Source organism: Pseudomonas sp. 8O (genome assembly GCF_902506495.1).
Taxonomy (GTDB): Bacteria; Pseudomonadota; Gammaproteobacteria; order Pseudomonadales; family Pseudomonadaceae; genus Aquipseudomonas; species Aquipseudomonas chaetocerotis.
This window is the reverse complement of the sequence record NZ_LR733265.1, coordinates 313,973-336,385: the sequence shown is the minus strand read 5'-3', so window position 1 is coordinate 336,385 and position 22,413 is coordinate 313,973. Positions and strand designations below refer to the sequence as shown.

Genomic DNA, 22,413 nt, shown 5'->3' with positions numbered 1-22,413 from the left:
GCCCCAAGCCGACTACCCAGCACAACCCGAGGCTGTAAGAGGACGTGACCGGGGACCTCAGCGGACGCCCTGCAAAACCGCCGCGACTGTCGCGACATTGGCCGCCAGGTGCGCGGGCGTGATGGTGCCGACGATGGCGCTGCTGACGCCCGGATGAGCGAAGATCAGCTCGAAGCTGGCGCGTACCGGGTCGACACCTTCGGCCAGGCAGGCATGCCCGCTGGCCAGCGCCTTCTTGATCAGAATGCCCTTGGCGTGACTGGCAGCGTAGTCCAGTACTGGCTTCTCGCCCTGTTCGCTCAGGTTATAAGTGACCATGGCGCAGTCACCTTGTTCCAACGCCAGCAGCCCGCCCTCGACAGTCTTGCCGGAAATGCCATAGCCGAGGATCTTGCCCTCGCCCTTGAGCTCGGCCAGCGTCTCGTACACACCTGACTCGCGCAGCACGGCGAGATCGTTGCCGTCGGAATGCACCAGCAGCAGATCGATACGGTCGGTCTCCAGGCGTTTGAGGCTGCGCTCGACCGAGAGGCGGGTATGGGCGGGGGAGAAATCGAAGTGCGACTGTCCCTGCTCGAACTCTTCGCCGGTCTTGCTGACGATCACCCACTCATCACGCTGACCACGCAGCAGCGGGCCGAGGCGTTGCTCGCTGACGCCGTAAGCCGGCGCGGTATCGATCAGATTGATGCCCAGCTCGCGGGCCTGCTGCAGCAAGGCCAGCGCCTGCGCATCGTCAGGAATGGTGAACCCATTGGGGTACTTCACGCCCTGATCACGGCCGAGCTTGACCGTGCCGAGCCCCAGCGGCGAAACCCGCAAGCCGGTGGAGCCCAGCGGGCGATGCAGCTCATGCAGAGTGCTCATGGCAGCAGTACCTCCCACACCGGCTGTCCCAGCGCTGGGCGCGGCAGTTCGGGCAACCGGGCATGGCCACCAGGCTGCAGGTTATCGCGCAGCAGAGCAGCGAGTACGCGGTCAGCAAAGTCCGGCGCCAGCGCCAGCTTGGTCGGCCAGCCCACCAGCAGGCGCTGTTGCTCGGCGAGAAAGGCATTGTCCGGGCGCACCAGGCCCGACTGCGCGGGCTCGGCGCGATCCACACGCAATGTGGCCCAGCGGGTCTGGCTCTGGTCGACCCAAGGCAGCAGCGCCGCCATTTCCTTTTGCGCGGCCTGAATTTGAGCGACCTCGTCGCGAGCGACGCCATCAGCTTCAGCCAGGTCGCCACCGAGGTACCAGACCCACTGCCCATCGGCCGCCGGATGGGTGGTCACGGTGACCCGAGGCTTGGGCCCACCACCGAGGCAATGCGCGTACAACGGCTTCAGCGCCGGCCCCTTGGCCAGCACCATATGCAGGGGGCGCAACTGCTGTGCGGGCTGTTCGATGCCCAGAGCGGCGAGCAACTCGGCATTGCCGGCCCCCGCGCTGAGCACCACGCGCTGCGCACGAATCTCGCGACCATCGACGATCAACCCGCACAGCTCACCGTTATCCTGCAGCGGTTCGATACGCTCGGCGGCCAGGAGGCTGTCGCCGGCCAGCTCAGCCAGGCGCGCGATCAGGCTCGGCACGTCGAGCACCAGCTCAGCGAGGCGATAGACCTTGCCCTTGAACTTCGGGTGCTGCAGCGCCGGCGGCAATTGCTCGCCCTTGACCTGATCGACACGGCCGCGCACGGCCTTGCTGGCAAAGAAACTGGTGAGGTTGCCGGCCAGAGTGCCAGGCGACCACAGGTAATGCGCGTCGGAAAGAATGCGCACACCGGACAGATCCAGCTCGCCATTGCCCGCAAGCGCCTCGCGCCAGCGGCGCGGCATATCGGCGATGGCCTCGGAGGCACCGGTCAGCGCGCCATGCAGGGCGTATTTGGCGCCGCCATGGATGATGCCCTGCGACTTCAGGCTCTGTCCGCCCCCCAGGCTGCCACGCTCAACCAGAACAGTGGCGAAGCCCTGCTGACGCAGACGCGCATTGAGCCAGAGGCCGGCGATACCGCCGCCGACGATCAGGACATCGGTGCTGAGAGACTGGGACATGAACGGGCCTCGGCGAAAAACAGGCGCGCAGTATAACGGCTTCAGGCAGTACCCGTAGGGTGTGCCATGCGCACCAAGGCCCTCAGGTACGCACGGCCTCAGTGACCGGTGGAGCTGGAGAACAACTGGATCACCACCACGCCACTGACGATCAGCCCCATGCCGAGCACAGCCGGCAGATCGAGTTTCTGCTGATAGATGAACATCGCCGCAATGCTGACCAGCACGATGCCCAACCCTGCCCAGATGGCGTAGGCGATACCCACCGGGATGGTGCGAACCACCAGAATCAGCATCCAGAAGGCGATCGCATAACCGCCGATAACCAGCAACAGCGGCAAGGGTTTGTTGAAACCATCGATAGCCTTCATCGAGGTGGTGGCGACCACTTCGGCCGCGATGGCAATGGCGAGATAGAGATATCCGGGCATGATGGCGACTCCTGAAAGATGACGGCAATTCTAAGTTATTCCTTGATGGGATAAAGTCATTACCTATCTGTTTTTGAGATAGGTCAGCCATGAACTGGAACCTCGATCAGCTTCAACTGTTCGTCCGTACCGCCGAGAGCCGATCCTTTTCTGCCGCAGCTCGGCAAACCGGACGCGCGCAATCGGCGGTCAGCACCGCCATCGCCCTGCTCGAAAGCGATCTCGGCGTCACCCTCTTCGAACGCAGCAGTGGGCGCCAGCCGCGCCTGACCGAAGCGGGCATCGCGCTGCTGGAGCAGGCCCGCAGCGTGTTGCAGCAGTGCGAGCGACTCGATGGCCGCGCGCTGGGTCTGGCGCGTGGCGAGGAGGCGCGCCTGCGCCTGGCACAGGACGAAGCCATGCCCTACCAGCCAGTGCTGGCCAGCCTTGAAGCCCTGGCCGAGGCCTTTCCGCTGCTCGAAGTGCAGCTTTCCAGCGGCGCCCAGGGCGACGTGGCGCGTAAGCTGCTGCAACGTCAGGCCGATCTGGGCCTGCTGTTTCATCACGAGCAGATGCCAAGGGAGCTGGAAAGCCAGCGCCTGGGCACCATCGAGATGGTCACGGTGTGCAGCCCGCAACACCCGCTGGCCGAGCTCGACTGCGTCGAACGCAGTGATCTCGCCGAACACCGTCAACTGCTGATGACGCCGCAGGACAGCCACTACCCCGGCGGCGAACAGATCAGCCCACTGGTATGGCGCGCCGACAGCTTCTACGTCATGGCCGAGCTGGTGATACGCGGCCTTGGCTGGGCCTGGCTGCCGCGCCATGTGGCGCAGTATCCGACCTATCAGGGCCACTTGCAGGAACTGCGTAGCGACTGGGCACCGCTGCCGCTGGTGGTGGAACTGGTCTGCCGTCGCGACGGTGCGCTCGGCCCCGCGGCCAACTGGCTGGCCGACTGCCTGGCGCGTGAACTGCTGCGCCCGCAAGCGTGATCATGCTTCCAGCCGATGGCAGGCGGCGATAAGCTGCGCCCCCATGAACAGACTCCTCTACACCCTGCTGCTGCACCTGGCCTTGCCCCTGATTGCCCTGCGCCTGGGCCTGCGTGCGCGCAAGGCGCCGGCTTACGCTCGGCGTATCAACGAACGTTTCTCCCTCGGCCTGCCAGCGATGACACCGGGCGGCATCTGGGTGCACGCGGTATCGGTCGGTGAAAGCATCGCCGCCGCGCCGATGATTCGCGCGCTGCAAGCGCGTTATCCCGAGCTGCCGATCACCGTGACCTGCATGACGCCGACCGGCTCCGAGCGCATCCAGGCGCTGTTCGGTGAAAACGTGCAGCACTGCTACCTGCCCTATGATCTGCCCTGGGCTGCCGCGCGCTTTCTCGACCGCGCACGGCCGCGTCTGGCCGTGGTGATGGAAACCGAGCTGTGGCCGAACCACATCCATCAGTGCGCCAAGCGCAACATTCCCGTAGCCCTGGCCAACGCGCGCCTGTCCGAGCGCTCGGCACGCGGCTATGCACGCTTTGGCAAACTCACCGCGCCAATGCTTGCCGAACTGTCGCTGATCGCCGTGCAGACCCAGGCCGAGGCGCAGCGTTTTCTCGATCTGGGCGCTCGCCCTGGCTGTGTGGAAATCACCGGTTCGATCAAGTTCGACCTGAAGATCGATGCCGAGCTGCCGCAACGCGCAGATGCGCTTCGCCAGCAATGGCAGGCAACGACTCGACCTGTCTGGATCGCTGCCAGCACCCATGCTGGAGAGGACGAAATCATTCTCGCCGCCCATCGCCAGTTGCTCAGCAATCACCCTGATGCGCTACTGATCCTGGTGCCGCGCCACCCCGAGCGGTTCAACTCGGTCAATGAACTCTGCCTGAGCCAGGGACTGCCGACGCGCAGGCGCTCCACGGGTGAAGCCGTGCAAGCCGGCGACCAGGTGCTGCTCGGTGACACCATGGGTGAGCTGCTGTTTCTCTACGCGCTGGCGGATATCGCCTTCGTCGGCGGCAGCCTGGTGGCCAATGGCGGCCACAACCTGCTGGAGCCAGCCGCACTGGGCAAGCCAGTGCTGAGCGGCCCACACCTGTTCAACTTCCTGGAAATCGCCGCGCAATTGCGTGAAGCCGGCGCCCTGAGCGAAGTGGAGAGCGCCGTGCAGTTGGCGGACAAAGTGGCGACGTTGCTCAACGAACCAAGCGAGATACAGCGTATGAGCCAGGCCGGCCTGAGCGTACTCAAGGCCAACCAGGGCGCGCTGGAGCGCTTGCTGGAGCGCTTGCAGCGTCTTCTGTAGCCCGGATGCAATCCGGGACAAGCATCACGCCGGCAATTCCCCGGATTACATCCGGGCTCCGACTGATTTGGCTCGGCTCAAACACGGGTAGCGCACCGCCAACCGAATCGGTGCACGCAGCGCGCTACGTGGTACATCGCCGAAATGAAAAGCCCGACGCGAGTCGGGCTTTTTGTTTGCTGCGAAGGAATCAGAAATCCGGATTACCTTGCAGGCGCGACTCGGCGGCAGAAGCCAGATCTGGCGGCAGGAAGTCCTTGTCCGGGTTGTAGTCCGGCTTGAGGAAGCTGCCCAGCGCTTCCAGGTCGGCCGGGCTGAGGGTACCGGCCGCCTGCTTCAGGCGCAGGTTGTTGAGGATGTAGTCGTAACGCGCGTCGTTGTAATTACGCACAGCGCTGTACAGCTGACGCTGGGCGTCGAGCACGTCAACGATGTTGCGGGTACCTACCTGATAGCCGATCTCGGTGGCTTCCAGCGCACTCTGGTTGGAGATGATCGACTGGCGGCGCGCTTGTACGGTTTCCACGTCGGTGTTCACCGCACGGAACAGGTTACGCGTGTTCTGCACCACCTGGCGACGCAGGCTCTCGCGCAGTTGCTCGGTCTGGCCCAGGCGCTGATAAGCCTCACGTACCTGCGAGCTGGTCAGACCGCCGCTGTAAAGCGGGATGTTCAATTGCAAGCCGATGGAACGCTGTGAGACGTCGCCGCTATAACGTGGCGCACCAAAGGATCCGGAGTTAGTGAAACCCAGGCTGTCGTTATCGCCCTGCTGATAGCTGGCCACGGCATCCAGGGTCGGCGCATGACCGGCCTTGCGCTGGCGCAGATTCTCTTCGGCGGCCGTCACGGCATACAGGCTGGCCTGCAGGTTGAGGTTCTGTGCCGCGGCGGTATCGACCCAGGCCTTGGCATCGTTCGGCGTCGGCGCCAGCACCGGCAGGGTGTGGACGATCCCTTCGACGGCCAGATAATCGCGGTTGGTCAGGGTCACCAGGGCTTCGAAGGCGTCATCCACTGCGCGCTCGGCGAGCAAACGGTTGGCGCGGGCAGTATCGAACCCGGCCTGCGCCTCGAGCACATCGGTCTTGTCGGACAGGCCGACATCGAAACGTTCGTTGGCCTGATCCAGCTGACGCTTGAAGGCCGCTTCCTCGGCCTTGGTCGAGGCCAGGGTGTCCTGCGCACGCAATACGGCGAAATAGGTTTCGGCGCTCTGCAGGATCAGGTTCTGCTCGGTGGCGGACAACTCCAGCGAAGCCTGCTCGCTGGTGGCCTCGGCAGCTTGCAGTTGGAACCAGCGGTCGGCACGGAACAGCGGCTGACTGAGGTTGGCCTGATAGACCAGACCGCTGCGCGATAGGGTCACGCTGGGCGAATCGACTTCCGTACGCGTGTCGCCGTAATTGGCACCCGCGGACAGGTTGGGCAGCAAGCCGGCACGCGCCTGTGGTACCACTTCACGACGAGCCTGATAGTCGGCGCGCGCGGCGGCGATATCGGCGTTGTTCTTCGCCGCTTCCTGATACACGGTGACCAGGTCGGTCTTGCTCGACAGCGGGGCCTCTTCGGCCTGAACCAGGCCCACCGAAGCGGCGGCCACGGCGATTGCCAGGGATAGTCTGCGCAACATGATGGATGTCGATCCTTGAATAGGCGGTAATCGCCAAGGCTACGGGTCGCCACAGCCGGGGGTCAAGCGCGCCATGGACGCCATCAGTCTAGCTGGCGGCAAGCTATGTTGCTCGTCGGGAACAATCCACTATCAGCAGCGCAAGCAGTCGCTTTCCGACGCGCGGGTCGATATTTATTGACCGCCGAGTTGGTTTTCTCCCACCAGCTTGTTTAGACTGACCGAGTTCTTGTCGGGGTGCCCCATATGCGGGGCTGAGATTGGCAGCTGCCGGATCCCGTTGAACCTGATCAGGTTAAGGCCTGCGTAGGGAACAAGATGTCCTCGCCAGCGTACCGGCGAGTCCTCTCGGCACCGCCCCATGGTGCATCTCGCGCCCTTCGTCCGCTCAGGTTCCAACTCCGACAACCTTCCCCGGAGAGAGCCTTGATGAGCGCACAACAACAAAAGAATTTGAGTGAGTCGGCGCAAGTCGACCAACAGTCGGTACAACCCTTCCCCCGTTCGCAGAAAGTCTACGTGCAAGGCTCGCGCCCGGACATTCGCGTGCCGATGCGCGAGATCAGCCTGGACGTGACGCCGACCGACTTCGGCGGCGAGATCAACGCCCCGGTCACCGTCTACGACACCTCCGGCCCCTACACCGACCCGAACGTCACCATCGACGTGCGCAAGGGCCTGGCCGATGTGCGCAGCGCCTGGATCGAGGATCGCGGTGACACCGAGAAGCTGCCGGGTCTGTCCTCCGAGTTCGGCCAGCGCCGCCTCAACGATGCCGAGCTGTCGGCCATGCGCTTCGCCCACGTACGCAACCCGCGCCGGGCCAAGGCCGGGCACAACGTCAGCCAGATGCATTACGCCAAGAAGGGCATCATCACGCCCGAGATGGAATACATCGCCATCCGCGAGAACATGAAGCTGGCCGAGGCGCGTGAAGCCGGCCTGCTGAAAGAACAACACGCTGGCCACAGCTTCGGCGCCGCCATCCCGAAAGAGATCACCCCCGAGTTCGTGCGCAGCGAAGTCGCGCGTGGCCGCGCCATCATCCCGGCCAACATCAACCACGTGGAGCTGGAGCCGATGATCATCGGTCGCAACTTCCTGGTGAAGATCAACGGCAACATCGGCAACTCGGCGCTCGGCTCTTCGATTGAAGAGGAAGTGGCCAAGCTGACCTGGGGCATCCGCTGGGGTTCGGACACGGTGATGGATCTGTCCACCGGCAAGCATATCCACGAAACCCGCGAGTGGATCATCCGCAACTCGCCGGTACCGATCGGCACCGTGCCGATCTACCAGGCGCTGGAAAAGGTTGGCGGTATCGCCGAGGACCTGACCTGGGAGCTGTTCCGCGACACCCTGATCGAACAGGCCGAGCAGGGCGTGGACTACTTCACCATCCACGCCGGCGTACTGCTGCGCTATGTGCCAATGACCGCAAAACGCGTCACCGGCATCGTTTCGCGCGGCGGCTCGATCATGGCCAAGTGGTGCCTGGCGCATCACAAGGAAAACTTCCTCTACACCCACTTCGAAGACATCTGCGAAATCATGAAGGCCTACGACGTCAGCTTCTCGCTGGGCGACGGCCTGCGTCCGGGCTCGATTGCCGACGCCAACGACGAAGCGCAGTTCGGTGAACTGGAAACCCTCGGCGAACTGACCAAGATCGCCTGGAAGCACGACGTGCAGTGCATGATCGAAGGTCCTGGCCACGTGCCGATGCAACTGATCAAGGAGAACATGGACAAGCAGCTGGAATGCTGCGACGAGGCGCCGTTCTACACCCTCGGCCCGCTGACCACCGACATCGCGCCGGGCTATGACCACATCACCAGCGGCATCGGCGCAGCGATGATCGGCTGGTTCGGCTGCGCCATGCTCTGCTACGTCACGCCCAAGGAGCACCTGGGCCTGCCGAACAAGGATGACGTGAAGACCGGCATCATCACCTACAAGATCGCTGCCCACGCAGCGGACCTGGCCAAGGGCCATCCGGGCGCGCAGATTCGCGACAATGCCCTGTCCAAGGCGCGCTTCGAGTTCCGTTGGGAGGACCAGTTCAACCTCGGCCTGGACCCGGACACCGCGCGCGCCTACCACGACGAGACGCTGCCGAAGGACTCGGCCAAGGTGGCACACTTCTGCTCCATGTGTGGACCGAAGTTCTGCTCGATGAAGATCACCCAGGAAGTGCGCGAGTACGCCAAGGAGCAGCGCATCGACGCCGTCGATCTGGATGCCGAACAAGGCATGCAGGCCAAGGCCGAGGAATTCAAGGCGCAAGGCAGCCAACTCTACCAACGCGTATAACAGGCCGTCATGGAAGCTTGATCTGGCAGCGCTATGCTCGCTAGTGTGACAGGTAACGGGCCGCATCAGACCGTGTGAAAACGTAGCGAGCGAAGGTCAGGCAAGGCAAAAAACGGCGAAAAGGCGCAGTTTACGAGTTGTAAATGAGCATTTTGAGCCGTTTTTTAACGCAGCATGAGCGAGCGCAGTAGTTTTCACACAGTCTGAGCTTGGCCCGTTACGACTATCTGGGGAGTTGCCATGGGCAAAGACGACATCGACATCATCGAGCGCGAGAACTGCTTTCGCGGCTTCTACCGCCTTGACCGCATCAAGCTGCGCCATCGCCAGTTCGCCGGCAACATGGGCCCGCAGCTGACCCGCGAGCTGTTCGTGCGTCACGACGCAGTGTGCGTGCTGCCATACGATCCGCAGCGCGACGAAGTGGTGCTGATCGAGCAGTTTCGCGTCGGTGCCATGGACAAGAGCGCCAACCCCTGGCTGCTGGAGCTGGTCGCAGGCCTGATCGACAAGGACGAGGAGCCCGAGGAGGTCGCGCGTCGCGAGGCCATCGAGGAAGCTGACCTGCCCCTGACTTCGCTCTGGCCGATCACCCAGTACTACCCTTCGCCCGGCGGCTCGGACGAGCGCGTACATCTGTTCGTCGGTCGCTGCAGCAGTGAGGGTGCCGGCGGTGTGCATGGCCTGCCTGAAGAAGGCGAGGACATCCGGGTACAGGTGATGCCGCTGGCGGACGCCCTGGCCGCCGTGCGCGACGGGCGTATCGACAACGCAGCCAGCATCATCGCCCTGCAATGGCTGGCGCTGAACCGCGACGAAGTTCGGGGAATGTGGTCGTGAATTTGCTGCGCGAGCGCTATCGGGTCGACCTGGTCGAGCTGCAAGCGGCTTGCGAGGCCAACTATGCGCGCCTGATGCGCCTGCTGCCGAACATGCGCGAGCACACGGAAAGCCGCCGCGTCGCCCTGAGCCAGGGCGAACACCTGCTCGGTGTACTGGCTCTGGACGTGCTGGAAAGTTGCCCCTACACCACCACGCTCTGCGTGCGTCAGGAACACAGCCTGCCCTGGCTACCGGTGCCGCAGTTGCAAGTGCGGGTCTATCACGACGCACGTATGGCCGAGGTGGTCGGTGCCGAGAACGCGCGCCGCCTGCATATTCGCTACCCCTACCCCAACGCGGCGATGCATCAACCGGACGAAAAGAGTCAGCTCAACCTGTTCCTCGGCGAATGGCTGAGCCATTGCCTGGCCTGCGGGCACGAACCGCAGCCGGTGATGTAGGCCGACGATCAAGCTTTTCGATGCCTGGCCGATAGCGCAGCGTTGTATTGTTTGGGCGGCCTGCCCTGCCTGACGACTGTCGCGAATCACGGCAAAAAGCGCTTCTGGCGTTTTTTCTGTGACCTGCGTCCGCTTCCCGGGTTTTCCCTTTGCTGCAGCAACCACCATAATTCACTCGATTGTGCCCTAGGAGACGGTCTTGCCGAGCCTGCCCACCCCATCCACTGATTCCTCGGTACTGCTGGTGCAGTTGTCCGACAGCCATCTGTTCGCCGAAGCGGACGGCAAGCTGCTGGGCATGGATACTTGCGACAGCCTGCAGCGGGTGATCGAACGGGTACAGCAGGAACAGCCGCAGATCGACCTGATTCTGGCTACAGGTGATCTTTCGCAGGACGGCAGCGAAGCGTCGTATCAGCGCTTTCGCCAACTCACCTCTGCCATCGACGCACCAACTCGCTGGCTGGCCGGCAACCATGATGAAATCCCACCCATGCAGGCCGCCTGCCAAGGCAGCGAGCTGCTGGAGCCGGTAATCGATCTTGGCGCCTGGCGCATCGTCATGCTCGATTCATCGATCCCTGGCGCGGTGCCCGGTTTTCTTGCCGACAGTCAACTCGAACTGCTCGAACGCGCCCTTGGTGAAGCGCCGCAACTCCATCACCTGATCTGCCTGCACCACCATCCGGTCTCCATCGGCTGCAAGTGGATGGAACCCATCGGCCTGCGCAACCCCGGCGCCCTGTTCGCCGTGCTCGACCGCTACCCGCAGGCACGCGCCGTGCTCTGGGGGCACATCCATCAGGAGTTCGACCAGCAGCGCGGCAATCTGCGCCTGCTCGCCTCGCCTTCGACCTGCGTGCAGTTCGCGCCGGGCAGCGAGGAGTTTCAGGTGGACAGTGAAGCCCCCGGCTACCGCTGGCTGCGCCTGCATGCCGATGGCAGGCTGGACACCGGCGTATCGCGCGTCACCGGCATCCATTTCGAAGTGGACTACAGCGTCAAGGGTTACTGACATCCCCTCAATCAGCTTGAAGCTTGCAGCTTGAGGCCCCGGACGAGTAGCCTCCCGCTCCATGACTGCATCCATCCTCTATATACACGGCCTGAACAGCTCGCCTGCCTCGCACAAGGCCAGCCAGTTGAGCCGCGCCATGGTCCATCTGGGTCTGGAAAACCAGTTGCGCGTACCGGCCCTGCATCATCATCCGCGTCAGGCCATGGCGCAGTTGCAGGCGCTGATCAGCGAACTCGGCGCCCCGCTGCTGGTGGGCAGCTCCCTGGGCGGCTATTACGCCACTTACCTGGCCGAACAGCATGGGCTCAAGGCGCTGCTGATCAACCCCGCCGTGCAGCCGCACCTGCGTTTCGACGGCTACCTTGGCCCGCAGAAGAACTACTACAGCGACGAGACCTGGGACCTTACCGAAGATCACGTCCAGGCCCTGGCCGAACTCGACGTTGCGCCGCCGAGCGACCCGACGCGTTACCAGATCTGGCTGCAAACCGGCGACGAAACGCTCGACTACCGTGACGCCGAGCGTTACTACCGCGCCTGCGCCCTGCGCATCCAGGCCGGTGGTGATCATGGATTCCAGGGCTTCGCCGAACGCCTGCCGGCAATCTTCGCATTCGCCGGCATTAGCGCCACACTCTGGCGCGATACCGACTTTTCCGTATTCAATTGACGATCAAGAGACCCTATGGCCCAGCAGAACGCCTATAACGCCGATGCCATCGAAGTCCTTTCCGGCCTCGACCCGGTGCGCAAGCGCCCGGGCATGTACACCGACACCACGCGCCCCAACCACCTGGCCCAGGAAGTCATCGACAACAGCGTCGACGAAGCCCTGGCCGGGCACGCCAAGTCGATCCAGGTGATCCTCCACGAGGACAATTCGCTGGAAGTGCTCGACGACGGCCGTGGCATGCCCGTGGACATCCACCCGGAAGAAGGCGTGCCAGGCGTCGAGCTGATCCTCACCAAGCTGCACGCTGGCGGCAAGTTCAGCAACAAGAACTATCAGTTCTCCGGCGGTCTGCATGGCGTCGGCATCAGCGTGGTCAACGCGCTGTCGACCCGCGTGGTGGTCACCGTCAAGCGTGACGGCAATGAATACCAGATGAGCTTCGCCGACGGCTTCAAGGCCAGCGAGCTGGAAGTCATCGGTACGGTCGGCAAGCGCAACACCGGCACCAGCGTGCACTTCTGGCCGGACGCCAAGTACTTCGATTCCTTCAAGTTCTCCATCAGCCGTCTCAAACATGTGCTCAAGGCCAAGGCCGTACTCTGCCCGGGCCTGAACGTCAGCTTCGAAGACAAGGCCTCGGGCGAGAAGGTCGAGTGGCATTACGAGGACGGCCTGCGCTCCTATCTGGTCGATGCCGTCAGCGAGTTCGAGCGACTGCCGGTCGAGCCCTTCGTCGGCAGCCTGGCCGGCAACAAGGAGGCCGTGGACTGGGCTCTGCTGTGGCTGCCCGAAGGCGGCGACGCGGTGCAGGAAAGCTACGTCAACCTGATCCCCACCGCGCAGGGCGGTACCCACGTCAACGGCCTGCGCCAAGGCCTGCTCGATGCCATGCGCGAATTCTGCGAGTTCCGCAATCTGCTGCCGCGTGGCGTCAAGCTCGCCCCGGAAGACGTCTGGGAGCGCATTGCCTTCGTCCTCTCGATGAAGATGCAGGACGCGCAGTTCTCCGGCCAGACCAAGGAGCGCCTGTCCTCGCGTGAAGCGGCGGCGTTCGTCTCCGGCGTGGTCAAGGATGCCTTCAGTCTGTGGCTCAACGCCCACCCGGAAACCGGCCTGGCGCTGGCCGAGTTGGCCATCAGCAATGCCGGCCGTCGCCTCAAGGCCGGCAAGAAGGTCGAGCGCAAGAAGATCACTCAGGGCCCGGCTCTACCCGGCAAGCTGGCCGACTGCGCGGGGCAGAATCCGCTGCGCTGCGAGCTGTTCCTGGTCGAGGGTGACTCGGCCGGCGGCAGCGCCAAGCAGGCACGCGACAAGGAGTTCCAGGCCATCATGCCGCTGCGCGGCAAGATCCTGAACACCTGGGAAGTGGACGGCAGCGAAGTCCTGGCCAGCCAGGAGGTTCACGATATCGCCGTGGCCGTCGGCATCGATCCCGGCTCCAGCGACCTGAGCGGGCTGCGCTACGGCAAGATATGCATCCTTGCCGACGCCGACTCCGACGGCCTGCACATCGCCACCCTGCTCTGCGCCCTGTTCGTCCGTCACTTCCGCCCGCTGGTGGATGCAGGCCATGTCTACGTGGCCATGCCGCCGCTGTACCGCATCGACCTGGGCAAAGAGATCTTCTACGCCCTGGACGACGCCGAGCGCGACGGCATCCTCGATCGCCTGGTGGCCGAGAAACGTCGCGGCAAGCCACAGGTCACCCGCTTCAAGGGCCTCGGCGAGATGAACCCGCCACAGCTGCGCGAAACCACCATGGACCCCAACACCCGGCGCCTGGTGCAACTGACCCTGGATGATTTCGAGGGTACCCGCGAAGTGATGGACATGCTGCTGGCGAAAAAACGCGCCGGTGATCGCAAGAGCTGGTTGGAAAGCAAGGGCAACCTGGCCGAGGTACTGGCCTGATGCGCAATCACCTCCTTGCACTTGGTCTGTTGGCCGGCGTCGCGAACGCCGAGCCGGTGGTGCTGGAAGAGCTGAAGCTGGAAGCCGAATACCCGGTGACGGAAATGCCAGGCGGCAACCTCTCCGGCCTGGCCCTGTGCGGCGAAACGCTGTGGGCGGTTTCCGACCGTGATGACGACCGCCTCTATCAACTGCATCGCGAAGACGGCCTGCTGCGCGCCGAAGCAGAAACCTTCGTCGCCCCCGAACCACCCGAGAGCGCTCTGCCCTGGGGCCTGCGCATGCGCAACTGGGCCGCCGGCCTGGCGCGTGGCGGCAAGCTGGATTTCGAGGGAATGTCCTGCGATGCGCAGGGTAACCGCTACCTGGTCAGCGAAACCCGCGCCGCCGTACTGCAAGTCAGCAGCAACGGCAATGCGCAGTGGCTCAACCTGCCGACCGGCCTGGTACGCCAGGCGCGCGCCAGCGGCATGCTGCTGCATTTCAACCAGGGCTTCGAAGGCATCGCCATCGACCCGGCGGGCGAACGCCTGTGGCTGGCAGCAGAACAACGTCGCCGCGGCCTGGCCGTGTTGCATCGAAACGGCAGCAGCTGGCGCTGCACCGGCGGCTGCGTACTGACCAGCGAGAGCGGTGACGAGGTATCACCTGAAGCGCTGGGTGGCCATCTGGCACCCCGTGATTTCTCCGGGCTGGACTACTTCGAGGAAAAGCTCTTTACCCTGGAGCGTCAGGCCCATCGGGTCTGCCGACGCACCTTGAGCAACGGTGCCACGGAGATCTGCTGGTCGTTCGCAGCCGAGGCCTTGAGCGAGCCGCGCCGCTACGCGTCGAACTACGGCATGGCCGAAGCGCTGTGGATTGACAAGGACGGTGCCTGGATCGGCGTCGACAATGGTACTCAGACCCGCGCCGACGGCGAAGAGCGCCCCATGGTCTGGCGTTTTGCCGCGCCCAAGGGCGGCTGGAGCCGACGTCCGTGAGTGAACAGACACCGGGCCGCCGCGCCGGGCGAGTGATGCTGATACTCGCCTGGGGCGCCGGCCTGCTGCTGGCCACGCACTTCTTCGGTAACTGGGAAGATCGCCAGCGCAACCCGAACCACACGCCGCAGTCGGTGCATGGCGATGGTTTCGTCGAGGTGAGCCTGGCCAGTAGTCGTCAGGGTCATTACCTGGTCAATGGTCAGATCGATGGACATGACGTGACCTTTCTGCTCGACACCGGCGCCACCCAGGTTGCTATACCCAGCGCGGTGGCCGAACGTCTCGGCCTGCAACGCGGCGCCCCGATCATCATCAGCACGGCCAACGGCCGCGCTACCGGGCATCGTACACGCCTGGACAGCCTGCGCCTGGGCGATATCGAACTGCGTGACGTCGCCGCATTGATTGCCCCAGGCATGGACGGCGACGATGTGCTGCTGGGCATGAGTGCCCTGAAACAACTCGAATTCAGTCAGAAGGGCGGCACCCTGGTGCTGCGCCAATCAACCTTGCAATGAGGCCCGCATGAGCGAATCCCTCGATTTGAGCCTGGAAGGCGTTGAACGCCGTTCACTCGCCGATTTCACCGAGCAGGCTTATCTCAACTACTCCATGTACGTGATCATGGACCGTGCCCTGCCGCATATCGGCGACGGCCTGAAACCCGTGCAACGACGCATCATCTATGCCATGAGCGAACTGGGCCTGGATGCCGACTCCAAGCACAAGAAGTCCGCGCGTACCGTCGGTGACGTACTCGGCAAGTTTCACCCGCACGGCGACAGCGCCTGCTACGAAGCCATGGTGCTGATGGCGCAACCGTTCAGCTACCGCTACACCCTGGTCGACGGCCAGGGCAACTGGGGTGCACCGGACGATCCCAAGTCCTTCGCCGCCATGCGTTACACCGAGGCGCGCCTGTCGCGCTATTCGGAAGTGCTGCTGAGCGAACTCGGCCAAGGCACTGTCGACTGGGTGCCCAACTTCGACGGCACCATGAACGAACCGGCGACCCTGCCGGCGCGCTTGCCCAACCTGCTGCTCAACGGCACCACCGGCATCGCCGTGGGCATGGCCACCGACGTGCCGCCGCACAACCTGCGCGAAGTCGCGGCGGCCTGCGTGCGCTTGCTGGATGAGCCCAGCGCCACGGTCGAGCAGCTTTGCGAGCATATCCAGGGTCCGGACTTCCCCACCGAAGCCGAAGTCATCACGCCCAGGGCCGATCTGCAAAAGATCTACGAGACCGGCCGCGGCTCGGTGCGCATGCGCGCCGTCTATCGCCTCGAGGACGGCGACATCGTCGTCACCGCTCTGCCGCATCAGGTCTCCGGGGCCAAGGTGCTGGAGCAGATCGCCGCGCAGATGCAGGCCAAGAAGCTGCCGATGGTCGCCGACCTGCGTGACGAGTCGGATCATGAGAACCCGACCCGCATCGTCATCATCCCGCGCTCCAACCGCGTCGATGCCGACGAACTGATGACCCACCTGTTCGCCACCACCGATCTGGAGTCCAGCTACCGGGTCAACACCAACGTCATCGGCCTCGACGGCAAGCCACAGGTCAAGGACCTGCGCACCCTGCTCAGCGAGTGGCTGGTGTACCGCGTCGGCACCGTACGCCGTCGCCTGCAGTTCCGCCTGGACAAGGTGGAGCGTCGTCTGCACCTGTTGGAAGGCTTGCTGATCGCCTTCCTCAACCTCGACGAAGTCATTCGCATCATCCGCACCGAAGATCAGCCCAAGCCGGTGCTGATGGAGCGCTTTGGTCTCACCGATGTGCAGGCCGACTACATCCTCGATACCCGTCTGCGTCAACTGGCGCGCCTGGAAGAGATGAAGATTCGCGGCGAGCAGGACGAGCTGGCCAAGGAGCGCGAAAAACTGCTGGCCCTGCTGGGCAGCGAAGCCAAGCTGAAGAAGCTGGTACGCAAGGAAATCATCGAGGACGCCGAGAAGTATGGCGATGATCGCCGTTCGCCTATCGTCGCCCGCGCCGAAGCCAAGGCCCTGTCGGAAACCGAGCTGATGCCGACCGAACCGGTCACCGTGGTGCTCTCGGAAAAAGGCTGGGTGCGCTGCGCCAAGGGGCACGACATCGACGCCACCGGTCTCTCCTACAAGGCCGGCGACGGCTTCAAGGCAGCAGCGCCGGGCCGCTCGAACCAATACGCGGTCTTTATCGACTCGACAGGCAGGAGTTATTCGCTCGCGGCCCACAGCCTGCCGTCGGCGCGTGGCCAGGGTGAACCACTGACCGGTCGCCTGACACCGCCTCCGGGTGCGACCTTCGAATGCGTGATGCTGCCGGAGGACAGTGCGCTGTACGTGATCGCCTCCGATGCCGGTTACGGTTTCGTGGTCAAGGGCGAGGATCTGCAGGCCAAGAACAAGGCGGGCAAGGCGCTGCTGACCCTGCCCAACGGCGCCAAGGTGGTCACCCCGAAGCCAGTCAGCAATCTGGAAGACAGCTGGTTGGCCGCGGTGACGACAGAAGGTCGTCTGCTGCTGTTCAAGGTCACGGATCTGCCGCAACTGGGCAAAGGCAAGGGCAACAAGATCATCGGCATTCCCGGCGAACGCGTAGCCTCGCGTGAGGAATATCTGACCGATCTGGCCGTACTGCCCAGCGGCGCCAGTTTGGTTTTGCAGGCTGGGAAGCGTACCCTGACACTCAAAGCCGACGACCTCGAGCACTACAAGGGCGAGCGCGGCCGCCGCGGCAACAAGCTGCCGCGAGGCTTCCAGCGTGTCGACCAGCTTCTGGTGGAATAGCGTCGGCAACACGCCTCGTTCTTCCGGGATATCCGCGCTACCAGCCAGCAGCCAAGGCTGGAGTCGTAGCGCGGTTTGAAGGATGATACGCGCCCCGGGTCATGCGCAAATGACCCTCTGCATGATATGGGATCGATGTGCAGCTGCCCCAGAAGCGGCTGTCTGGAATTAATGATGACTGTAGTACGCCCTGTGGCCCTGCTTATGACCGCGCTGCTCGTATTGAGTGGTTGCAGTCTGCTGCAGCAGAAGCCGGTGCCTCTTTACCAACTTGATAGCGGCAGCGCCGTAACACCGACCCAGGACAACGGTGTGACCGTACTGGTCGGTCCGATCAGCGTGGCCGATTATCTGCGCCAGCAAAATCTGCTGCAACGTCAGGCTGATGGCAGCCTGGTAGCCGCGCATGACGCTCGCTGGGCCAGCGGCCTGGCCAACGATATCGACCAGCAGATGCTGCGCCAGCTGGCCTGGCGCCTGGACAGCCAGCGCCTGGTTCTAGCCCCGGCGGCACCTGGCTTCAGTGCCGACGCTCAGGTCATGCTGACCATCACCCGCCTGGATTCCGGCCCGGCCCAACCTGCCGTGCTGGAAGCCCAGTGGCGCCTGCTCGACCGGCGCGGACAACTACGCGACAGCCGGCTGATTCGCTTGGAAGAGGCGCACGGTGGGCCCATGGCCGAACAGGTCAAGGCGCAGAGTATCTTGCTGCAACGCCTGGCTGCTGAACTGGCAGTGGCCATTCAGCCCATCGCTGCGGCCGAGCCTACCCCAGAGCCGCCGCGCAAGAAGCCTCCGGTGGCCAAAGCCCAACCGCAGGAACCCGCCGCTGCCGAGCCGAAGATCCCGGTGGCAGAACCGATCAAGATCGATACGGAAGTCTTCCGTTTCTAAGAAGAAGCCCGCAAATGCGGGCTTTTTCTTGTATGGTGCGCCGCGCGCACCAGCCCTCGGCCGTGGCGCGCGGGCTTACTTGAGCTCGCTGGAACTCTTGCCCAGCAGGCGCCGGGCGATGATCAGCAACTGAATCTGCTGGGTGCCTTCGAAGATGTCGAGAATCTTCGAGTCGCGCGCCCACTTTTCCAGCAACTCATCCTCACCGTAGCCCAGCGCACCGACCAGCTCCACGCACTTGAGCGTCACCTCGCTAGCCACACGCCCGGCCTTGGCCTTGGCGATCGAGGCCTCTTTCGAGTTGGGCAACTTGTTGTCAGCCATCCAGGCGGCCTTCAGCGTCAACAGACGCGCCGCCTCCCATTCCGCTTCCAGACGATACAGTGTGGCCTCGGCATGAGTGACGGTCAGCAGCGGCTTGGCGTAATCAAAGCGGCAGCCCGCACAGATCAGCAACTCACGCGTGCGCTCCAGCGCAGCACGAGCGACACCGACCGCCATGCCTGCAACCAGCGGCCGGGTGTTATCGAAGGTCTCCATGACCCCGGCAAAGCCCTTCTGCACATCGATCTCGGCGTTTCCCAGAAGGTTGGCCGCTGGTACCCGACAATCGCTCAGGCTGATCGAAGCCGTATCGGATGCCTTGATCCCCAGCTTCTTCTCCAGGCGCGTAACCGTCATTCCCGCTGTGCCCTTCTCCACCACGAAGGACTTGATCGCCGCACGCCCCAGGCTTTTATCCAGCGTGGCCCAGATCACCACGGCATCGGCACGCTCACCGGAGGTGACGAAGATCTTCTCGCCGTTGAGGATGTAGTGATCACCGTCGCGCACCGCCGTGGTGCGGATCGCCGCTGAATCAGAGCCGCAACCGGGCTCGGTAATGGCCATGGCCGCCCAGGCCCCAGCGAAACGCGCCAGTTGCTCGTCATTGGCCACCGCCGCGATGGCTGCATTGCCCAGCCCCTGCCGTGGCATGGCCAGAAGCAGGCCGACATCACCCCAGCACAGCTCCATCACGCCAAGCAGCGCTGCCATGTTGCCAGCATTCTTGTTGCCTGCCCGCTGCTCGCATGCAGCCCCGCGCTTGCTGGCCGAGCCGGCGCCGACTGCGTCGGGGGAGCCTTCGTTCATGCCGTCGAGCAACGCAGCGAGCAGATCCAGCTCCTTGGGATAGGCGTGCTCGACCTTGTCATACTTGCGCGAGATCGGCCGAAAGTAGTGCTTGGCCACCTGCTGCGCCTGCTGTTGCAAGCCGTGGAATTTACGTGGGGTTTCCAGGTTCATGGTTGTTCTGCCTGTTCAGAGATGAAGGCCGCCAGCGAGCACCGCCAAGCTGCGCAGGTCGCGATACCAGCGCTCGACCGGGTGCTCCTGAGTAAAACCATGACCACCGAGCAGTTGCACCGCATCGGAACCGATCCTCATCGCCTTATCCACGCACAGCAGACGTGCCAGATAGGCCTCACGGCGCAGCGGCAAACCGACCTCGGCACGGGCGCAGGCACGCCAGAGCAGCAGGCGCATGGCGTCCAGTTCGATGGCGACGTCGGCCACCATGAAGGCTACGCCCTGGCGATGACTGATCGGCTCGCCGAACGCTTGGCGCTCGTTGCAGTACCTCGTCACGTAGTCCAGTGCCGCCTGCGCCGTACCGACTGCAAGGGCGCAGAATGCCAAGGCCGAGTAATCGAGGAAGGCCAGAAAATCGAAGCCATCGCCTGCCAGGCGGCACTCGCTCGACACCTTGACGCCCTTCAGTTGAATACGCGTCAACCCACAAGCCTTGAGCCCCATTCCCGGTTCGGTACGGCGACTGACGCCTTTGCTCGCCGCATCGACGATAAATAGCGCCGGGCCATCAGTTGCCTGGGCGCTTACGATCAATCGACTGGCAGCCAGACCAGCGATGACCAACGCCTTCTCTCCATCGAGCAGATAGTGTTTGCCACGCTTGCGCGCCCGCGTCGCAGGCTGACCAGCATCGGTCAATACGCCAGGCTCAGTTACCGCCAAGGCGAAGGCTGGCGCGCCTTGCTCACTGATGAATGCCGGCAACCAGGCAGCCTGCTGCGCCGAGCTTCCCCAGCGACGAATGCAATTGGCTGCAGACAGCGGCACTAGCAAGGCTGCGGCCAGAGAAAAGTCGCCCTGCGCCAGGCTCTCGGCGATCAGCGCGTTGCTCAGCACGGTGCGCTCCCCGGCAAGACCACCTTGTGCCTCGGCGACACCATAGTGCGCCAGGCCCAGTTGATGTGCCTGATTGAGCAGTGCTGCAGGCACGTGAGCCCGTGCGTCGGCCTCGTGCGCGGCCGGACGCAAAACCTCCAGCGCGAAGCCCTGGAGCATATCCACCAGCATCTGCTGCTCTTCGGTCAGTGACAGGTCAAACAGGTCATCGGTTGCCGCGCGCGGCGTGTTTCTGCTGCCGCCGGCGGCCAGGCGAAAGCTGACACGGCTACCGCTGTAGACGAGTTTCTCGAAAGATTTGCGCACCTTGAGGCGGTCTGGCCAGTCAGCCTGGGCCAGCTTGCTCAGTACGCTCAGGGCCTGGCCCTGCGTATCGACGATCATGGCATCTCGCTCCACGTGAGGGATGCCATCGATGATGCGCTGCCGACTGGCGCACGACTATGACCCTCAAGACGCGGCGCGGCGGCAATCGGGTCAAGCCACGGACAAGCTGAGCAAGGTCTGCGCCTTGCTCAGCCCAGTGTCACTTGCTGCGAATCTTCTCGACGATAGCGGTGGTGGAGCTGTTTTCCACCAGCCCCAGCACACGCACTTCGCCGCCATGGGCCTGGACGATATCGGCACCTACCACCTGATCGATGCCGTAGTCGCCGCCCTTGACCAGCACATCCGGCAGTACCTGTGCGAGCAGGCGCTCGGGCGTGTCTTCACCGAAGCTCACCACCCAATCAACCGCACCGAGACCGGCGAGCACGGCCATGCGTCGGTCGACGGCATTGATCGGACGCCCAGGACCTTTCAGACGGCTGACAGAGGCATCGTCGTTGATCGCCACGATCAGGCGGTCACCCTGCGCACGAGCCTGTTCCAGATAGGTCACGTGGCCAGCGTGAAGAATGTCGAAGCAGCCATTGGTGAAAACGATCTTCTCGCCATGCGCGCGAGCGTCCTCGATAGCGATCAGCAACTGATCCAGGCTCAGTACGCCACGCTCGGAGCCTTCTTCGCGCTGCACAGCGCGGCGCAGTTCGGGTGCGCTGATCGCTGCAGTGCCCAACTTGCCGACGACGATGCCGGCAGCCAGGTTGGCCAGAGCCACCGCCAGCGGCAACTCCTCACCAGCAGCGATGGACGCTGCAAGGGTGGAAATGACCGTATCGCCTGCACCGGTAACGTCGAATACTTCGCGGGCACGAGCAGGCAGATGCAACGGTGCATGCTCCGGACGCAGCAGGGTCATGCCGTGCTCGCCGCGGGTCACCAGCAGCGCGCCCAGCTCCAGTTCGCGCATCAGCGTGGCCCCCTTGCTGACCAGCTCGGCCTCATCGGCGCAACCACCCACGATGAGTTCGAATTCGTGCAGATTGGGAGTGATCAGGCTGGCTCCACGGTAGATGGAGAAGTCCTTGCCCTTGGGATCGGCCAGCACCGCAATACCCTTCTTTCGCGCCGACTGGATCAGCACCTGATGATTCTGCAACGCACCCTTGCCATAGTCCGACAGCACCAACACCTTGATCCCATCGAGTAACGTATCGACCTCACGCGCCAGGGCTGCGGTATCGGTGTTGAAAGGCTCTTCGAAATCCATGCGCAGCAGTTGCTGGTGACGGCTCATCACCCGCAACTTGACGATGGTCGGCTGGCTGTCATGACGCTGAAAATGTGCATCCACACCTGCACCACGCAGGCTGTCGCTCAGGCTTTCAGCGGCTTCATCATTACCGGTCACGCCAACCAGCAAGGCTCGCGCGCCGAGCGCGGCGATATTCAGAGCCACGTTGGCAGCACCACCGGGACGATCCTCGATCTGGTCGACACGCACCACCGGCACCGGCGCCTCCGGAGAAATCCGCGAGGTGCCGCCATGCCAATAGCGATCGAGCATCACGTCGCCCACCACCAGGACGGCGGCTTGATCGTAACGGGGCATGGTCAACTTCATGTGAACTCCGGGGGCCTTAGTCTTGGCGGGCTC

Annotated in this window: 19 protein-coding genes and 1 riboswitch; of the genes, 12 read left to right on the top strand and 7 right to left on the bottom strand. The window is 63.7% G+C overall.

Going from position 1 to position 22,413, the window contains the following annotated elements; translation table 11 throughout:
• Window positions 1–57: 57 nt before the first annotated feature.
• From GV002_RS15120 to GV002_RS15110, 3 genes are all read right to left on the bottom strand, one after another.
• Window positions 58–867: an aldo/keto reductase gene (locus tag GV002_RS15120; protein WP_160019194.1), complete on the bottom strand. Its 810-nt coding sequence runs from the start codon at window positions 865–867 to the stop codon at window positions 58–60.
• Complete coding sequence (locus GV002_RS15115; protein ID WP_160019193.1) at window positions 864–2,039, bottom strand: NAD(P)/FAD-dependent oxidoreductase; 1,176 nt, start codon at window positions 2,037–2,039, stop codon at window positions 864–866. Before GV002_RS15115 ends, GV002_RS15120 begins: the two co-directional genes overlap by 4 nt.
• Window positions 2,040–2,137: 98 nt before the next feature.
• A complete protein-coding gene (locus GV002_RS15110) occupies window positions 2,138–2,470 on the bottom strand; it encodes a DMT family transporter (protein WP_108234414.1) in 333 nt (110 codons plus the stop codon).
• An 89-nt stretch (window positions 2,471–2,559) separates the two neighbouring features.
• Between GV002_RS15110 and GV002_RS15105 the strand changes: the two genes are divergently transcribed.
• Both GV002_RS15105 and waaA read left to right on the top strand, forming a co-directional pair.
• A complete protein-coding gene (locus tag GV002_RS15105) occupies window positions 2,560–3,447 on the top strand; it encodes a LysR family transcriptional regulator (protein ID WP_160019192.1) in 888 nt (295 codons plus the stop codon).
• A 43-nt stretch (window positions 3,448–3,490) separates the two neighbouring features.
• The gene (gene waaA, locus GV002_RS15100) at window positions 3,491–4,756 is read left to right on the top strand and encodes a lipid IV(A) 3-deoxy-D-manno-octulosonic acid transferase (protein WP_160019191.1); all 1,266 of its coding nucleotides are present in this window, start codon (window positions 3,491–3,493) and stop codon (window positions 4,754–4,756) included.
• Between the two features lie 190 nt (window positions 4,757–4,946).
• Here waaA and GV002_RS15095 read toward each other — a convergent pair whose 3' ends face one another.
• Window positions 4,947–6,389 (bottom strand): TolC family outer membrane protein, encoded by a 1,443-nt coding sequence (locus GV002_RS15095; RefSeq protein ID WP_160019190.1) that lies wholly within the window; start codon window positions 6,387–6,389, stop codon window positions 4,947–4,949.
• A gap of 223 nt (window positions 6,390–6,612) precedes the next feature.
• Window positions 6,613–6,719: riboswitch (TPP riboswitch) on the top strand.
• Between the two features lie 99 nt (window positions 6,720–6,818).
• Here GV002_RS15095 and thiC point away from each other — a divergent pair.
• The 10 genes from thiC to GV002_RS15045 all read left to right on the top strand — a co-directional run bounded on the left by thiC (window position 6,819) and on the right by GV002_RS15045 (window position 18,242).
• Window positions 6,819–8,702 (top strand): phosphomethylpyrimidine synthase ThiC, encoded by a 1,884-nt coding sequence (gene thiC, locus GV002_RS15090; RefSeq protein WP_160019189.1) that lies wholly within the window; start codon window positions 6,819–6,821, stop codon window positions 8,700–8,702.
• 240 nt (window positions 8,703–8,942) lie between these two features.
• Complete coding sequence (locus GV002_RS15085) at window positions 8,943–9,542, top strand: NUDIX domain-containing protein (RefSeq protein ID WP_160019188.1); 600 nt, start codon at window positions 8,943–8,945, stop codon at window positions 9,540–9,542.
• Window positions 9,533–9,985 carry a DUF1249 domain-containing protein gene (locus tag GV002_RS15080; RefSeq protein WP_160019187.1) on the top strand — a complete coding sequence of 151 codons (453 nt, stop codon included), beginning with the start codon at window positions 9,533–9,535 and terminating at the stop codon, window positions 9,983–9,985. The genes GV002_RS15085 and GV002_RS15080 overlap by 10 nt, the downstream gene beginning before the upstream one ends.
• A 199-nt stretch (window positions 9,986–10,184) precedes the next feature.
• A complete protein-coding gene (gene cpdA, locus GV002_RS15075) occupies window positions 10,185–11,000 on the top strand; it encodes a 3',5'-cyclic-AMP phosphodiesterase (RefSeq protein WP_160019186.1) in 816 nt (271 codons plus the stop codon).
• A gap of 61 nt (window positions 11,001–11,061) precedes the next feature.
• The gene (locus GV002_RS15070) at window positions 11,062–11,673 is read left to right on the top strand and encodes a YqiA/YcfP family alpha/beta fold hydrolase (RefSeq protein WP_160019185.1); all 612 of its coding nucleotides are present in this window, start codon (window positions 11,062–11,064) and stop codon (window positions 11,671–11,673) included.
• A gap of 15 nt (window positions 11,674–11,688) precedes the next feature.
• Window positions 11,689–13,587: a DNA topoisomerase IV subunit B gene (parE, locus tag GV002_RS15065; RefSeq protein WP_160019184.1), complete on the top strand. Its 1,899-nt coding sequence runs from the start codon at window positions 11,689–11,691 to the stop codon at window positions 13,585–13,587.
• The gene (locus GV002_RS15060) at window positions 13,587–14,570 is read left to right on the top strand and encodes an esterase-like activity of phytase family protein (protein WP_160019183.1); all 984 of its coding nucleotides are present in this window, start codon (window positions 13,587–13,589) and stop codon (window positions 14,568–14,570) included. The genes parE and GV002_RS15060 overlap by 1 nt, the downstream gene beginning before the upstream one ends.
• Window positions 14,571–14,605: 35 nt before the next feature.
• On the top strand, window positions 14,606–15,091 hold the full coding sequence (locus GV002_RS15055) for a TIGR02281 family clan AA aspartic protease (protein WP_372241842.1): 486 nt from the start codon (window positions 14,606–14,608) through the stop codon (window positions 15,089–15,091).
• A 7-nt stretch (window positions 15,092–15,098) separates the two neighbouring features.
• Window positions 15,099–17,348: a DNA topoisomerase IV subunit A gene (gene parC, locus GV002_RS15050; protein WP_160019181.1), complete on the top strand. Its 2,250-nt coding sequence runs from the start codon at window positions 15,099–15,101 to the stop codon at window positions 17,346–17,348.
• A 171-nt stretch (window positions 17,349–17,519) separates the two neighbouring features.
• Complete coding sequence (locus GV002_RS15045; protein ID WP_160019180.1) at window positions 17,520–18,242, top strand: PqiC family protein; 723 nt, start codon at window positions 17,520–17,522, stop codon at window positions 18,240–18,242.
• 75 nt (window positions 18,243–18,317) lie between these two features.
• Here the strand turns inward: GV002_RS15045 and GV002_RS15040 are convergent, their stop codons facing one another.
• The 3 genes from GV002_RS15040 to hldE all read right to left on the bottom strand — a co-directional run bounded on the left by GV002_RS15040 (window position 18,318) and on the right by hldE (window position 22,380).
• Complete coding sequence (locus GV002_RS15040; protein ID WP_160019179.1) at window positions 18,318–19,529, bottom strand: acyl-CoA dehydrogenase family protein; 1,212 nt, start codon at window positions 19,527–19,529, stop codon at window positions 18,318–18,320.
• Between the two features lie 15 nt (window positions 19,530–19,544).
• Entirely contained in the window at window positions 19,545–20,816 is a 1,272-nt protein-coding gene (locus GV002_RS15035) for an acyl-CoA dehydrogenase family protein (RefSeq protein ID WP_160019178.1), read from the bottom strand.
• Between the two features lie 142 nt (window positions 20,817–20,958).
• Window positions 20,959–22,380 (bottom strand): bifunctional D-glycero-beta-D-manno-heptose-7-phosphate kinase/D-glycero-beta-D-manno-heptose 1-phosphate adenylyltransferase HldE, encoded by a 1,422-nt coding sequence (gene hldE / locus GV002_RS15030; RefSeq protein WP_160019177.1) that lies wholly within the window; start codon window positions 22,378–22,380, stop codon window positions 20,959–20,961.
• Window positions 22,381–22,413 lie beyond the last annotated feature (33 nt).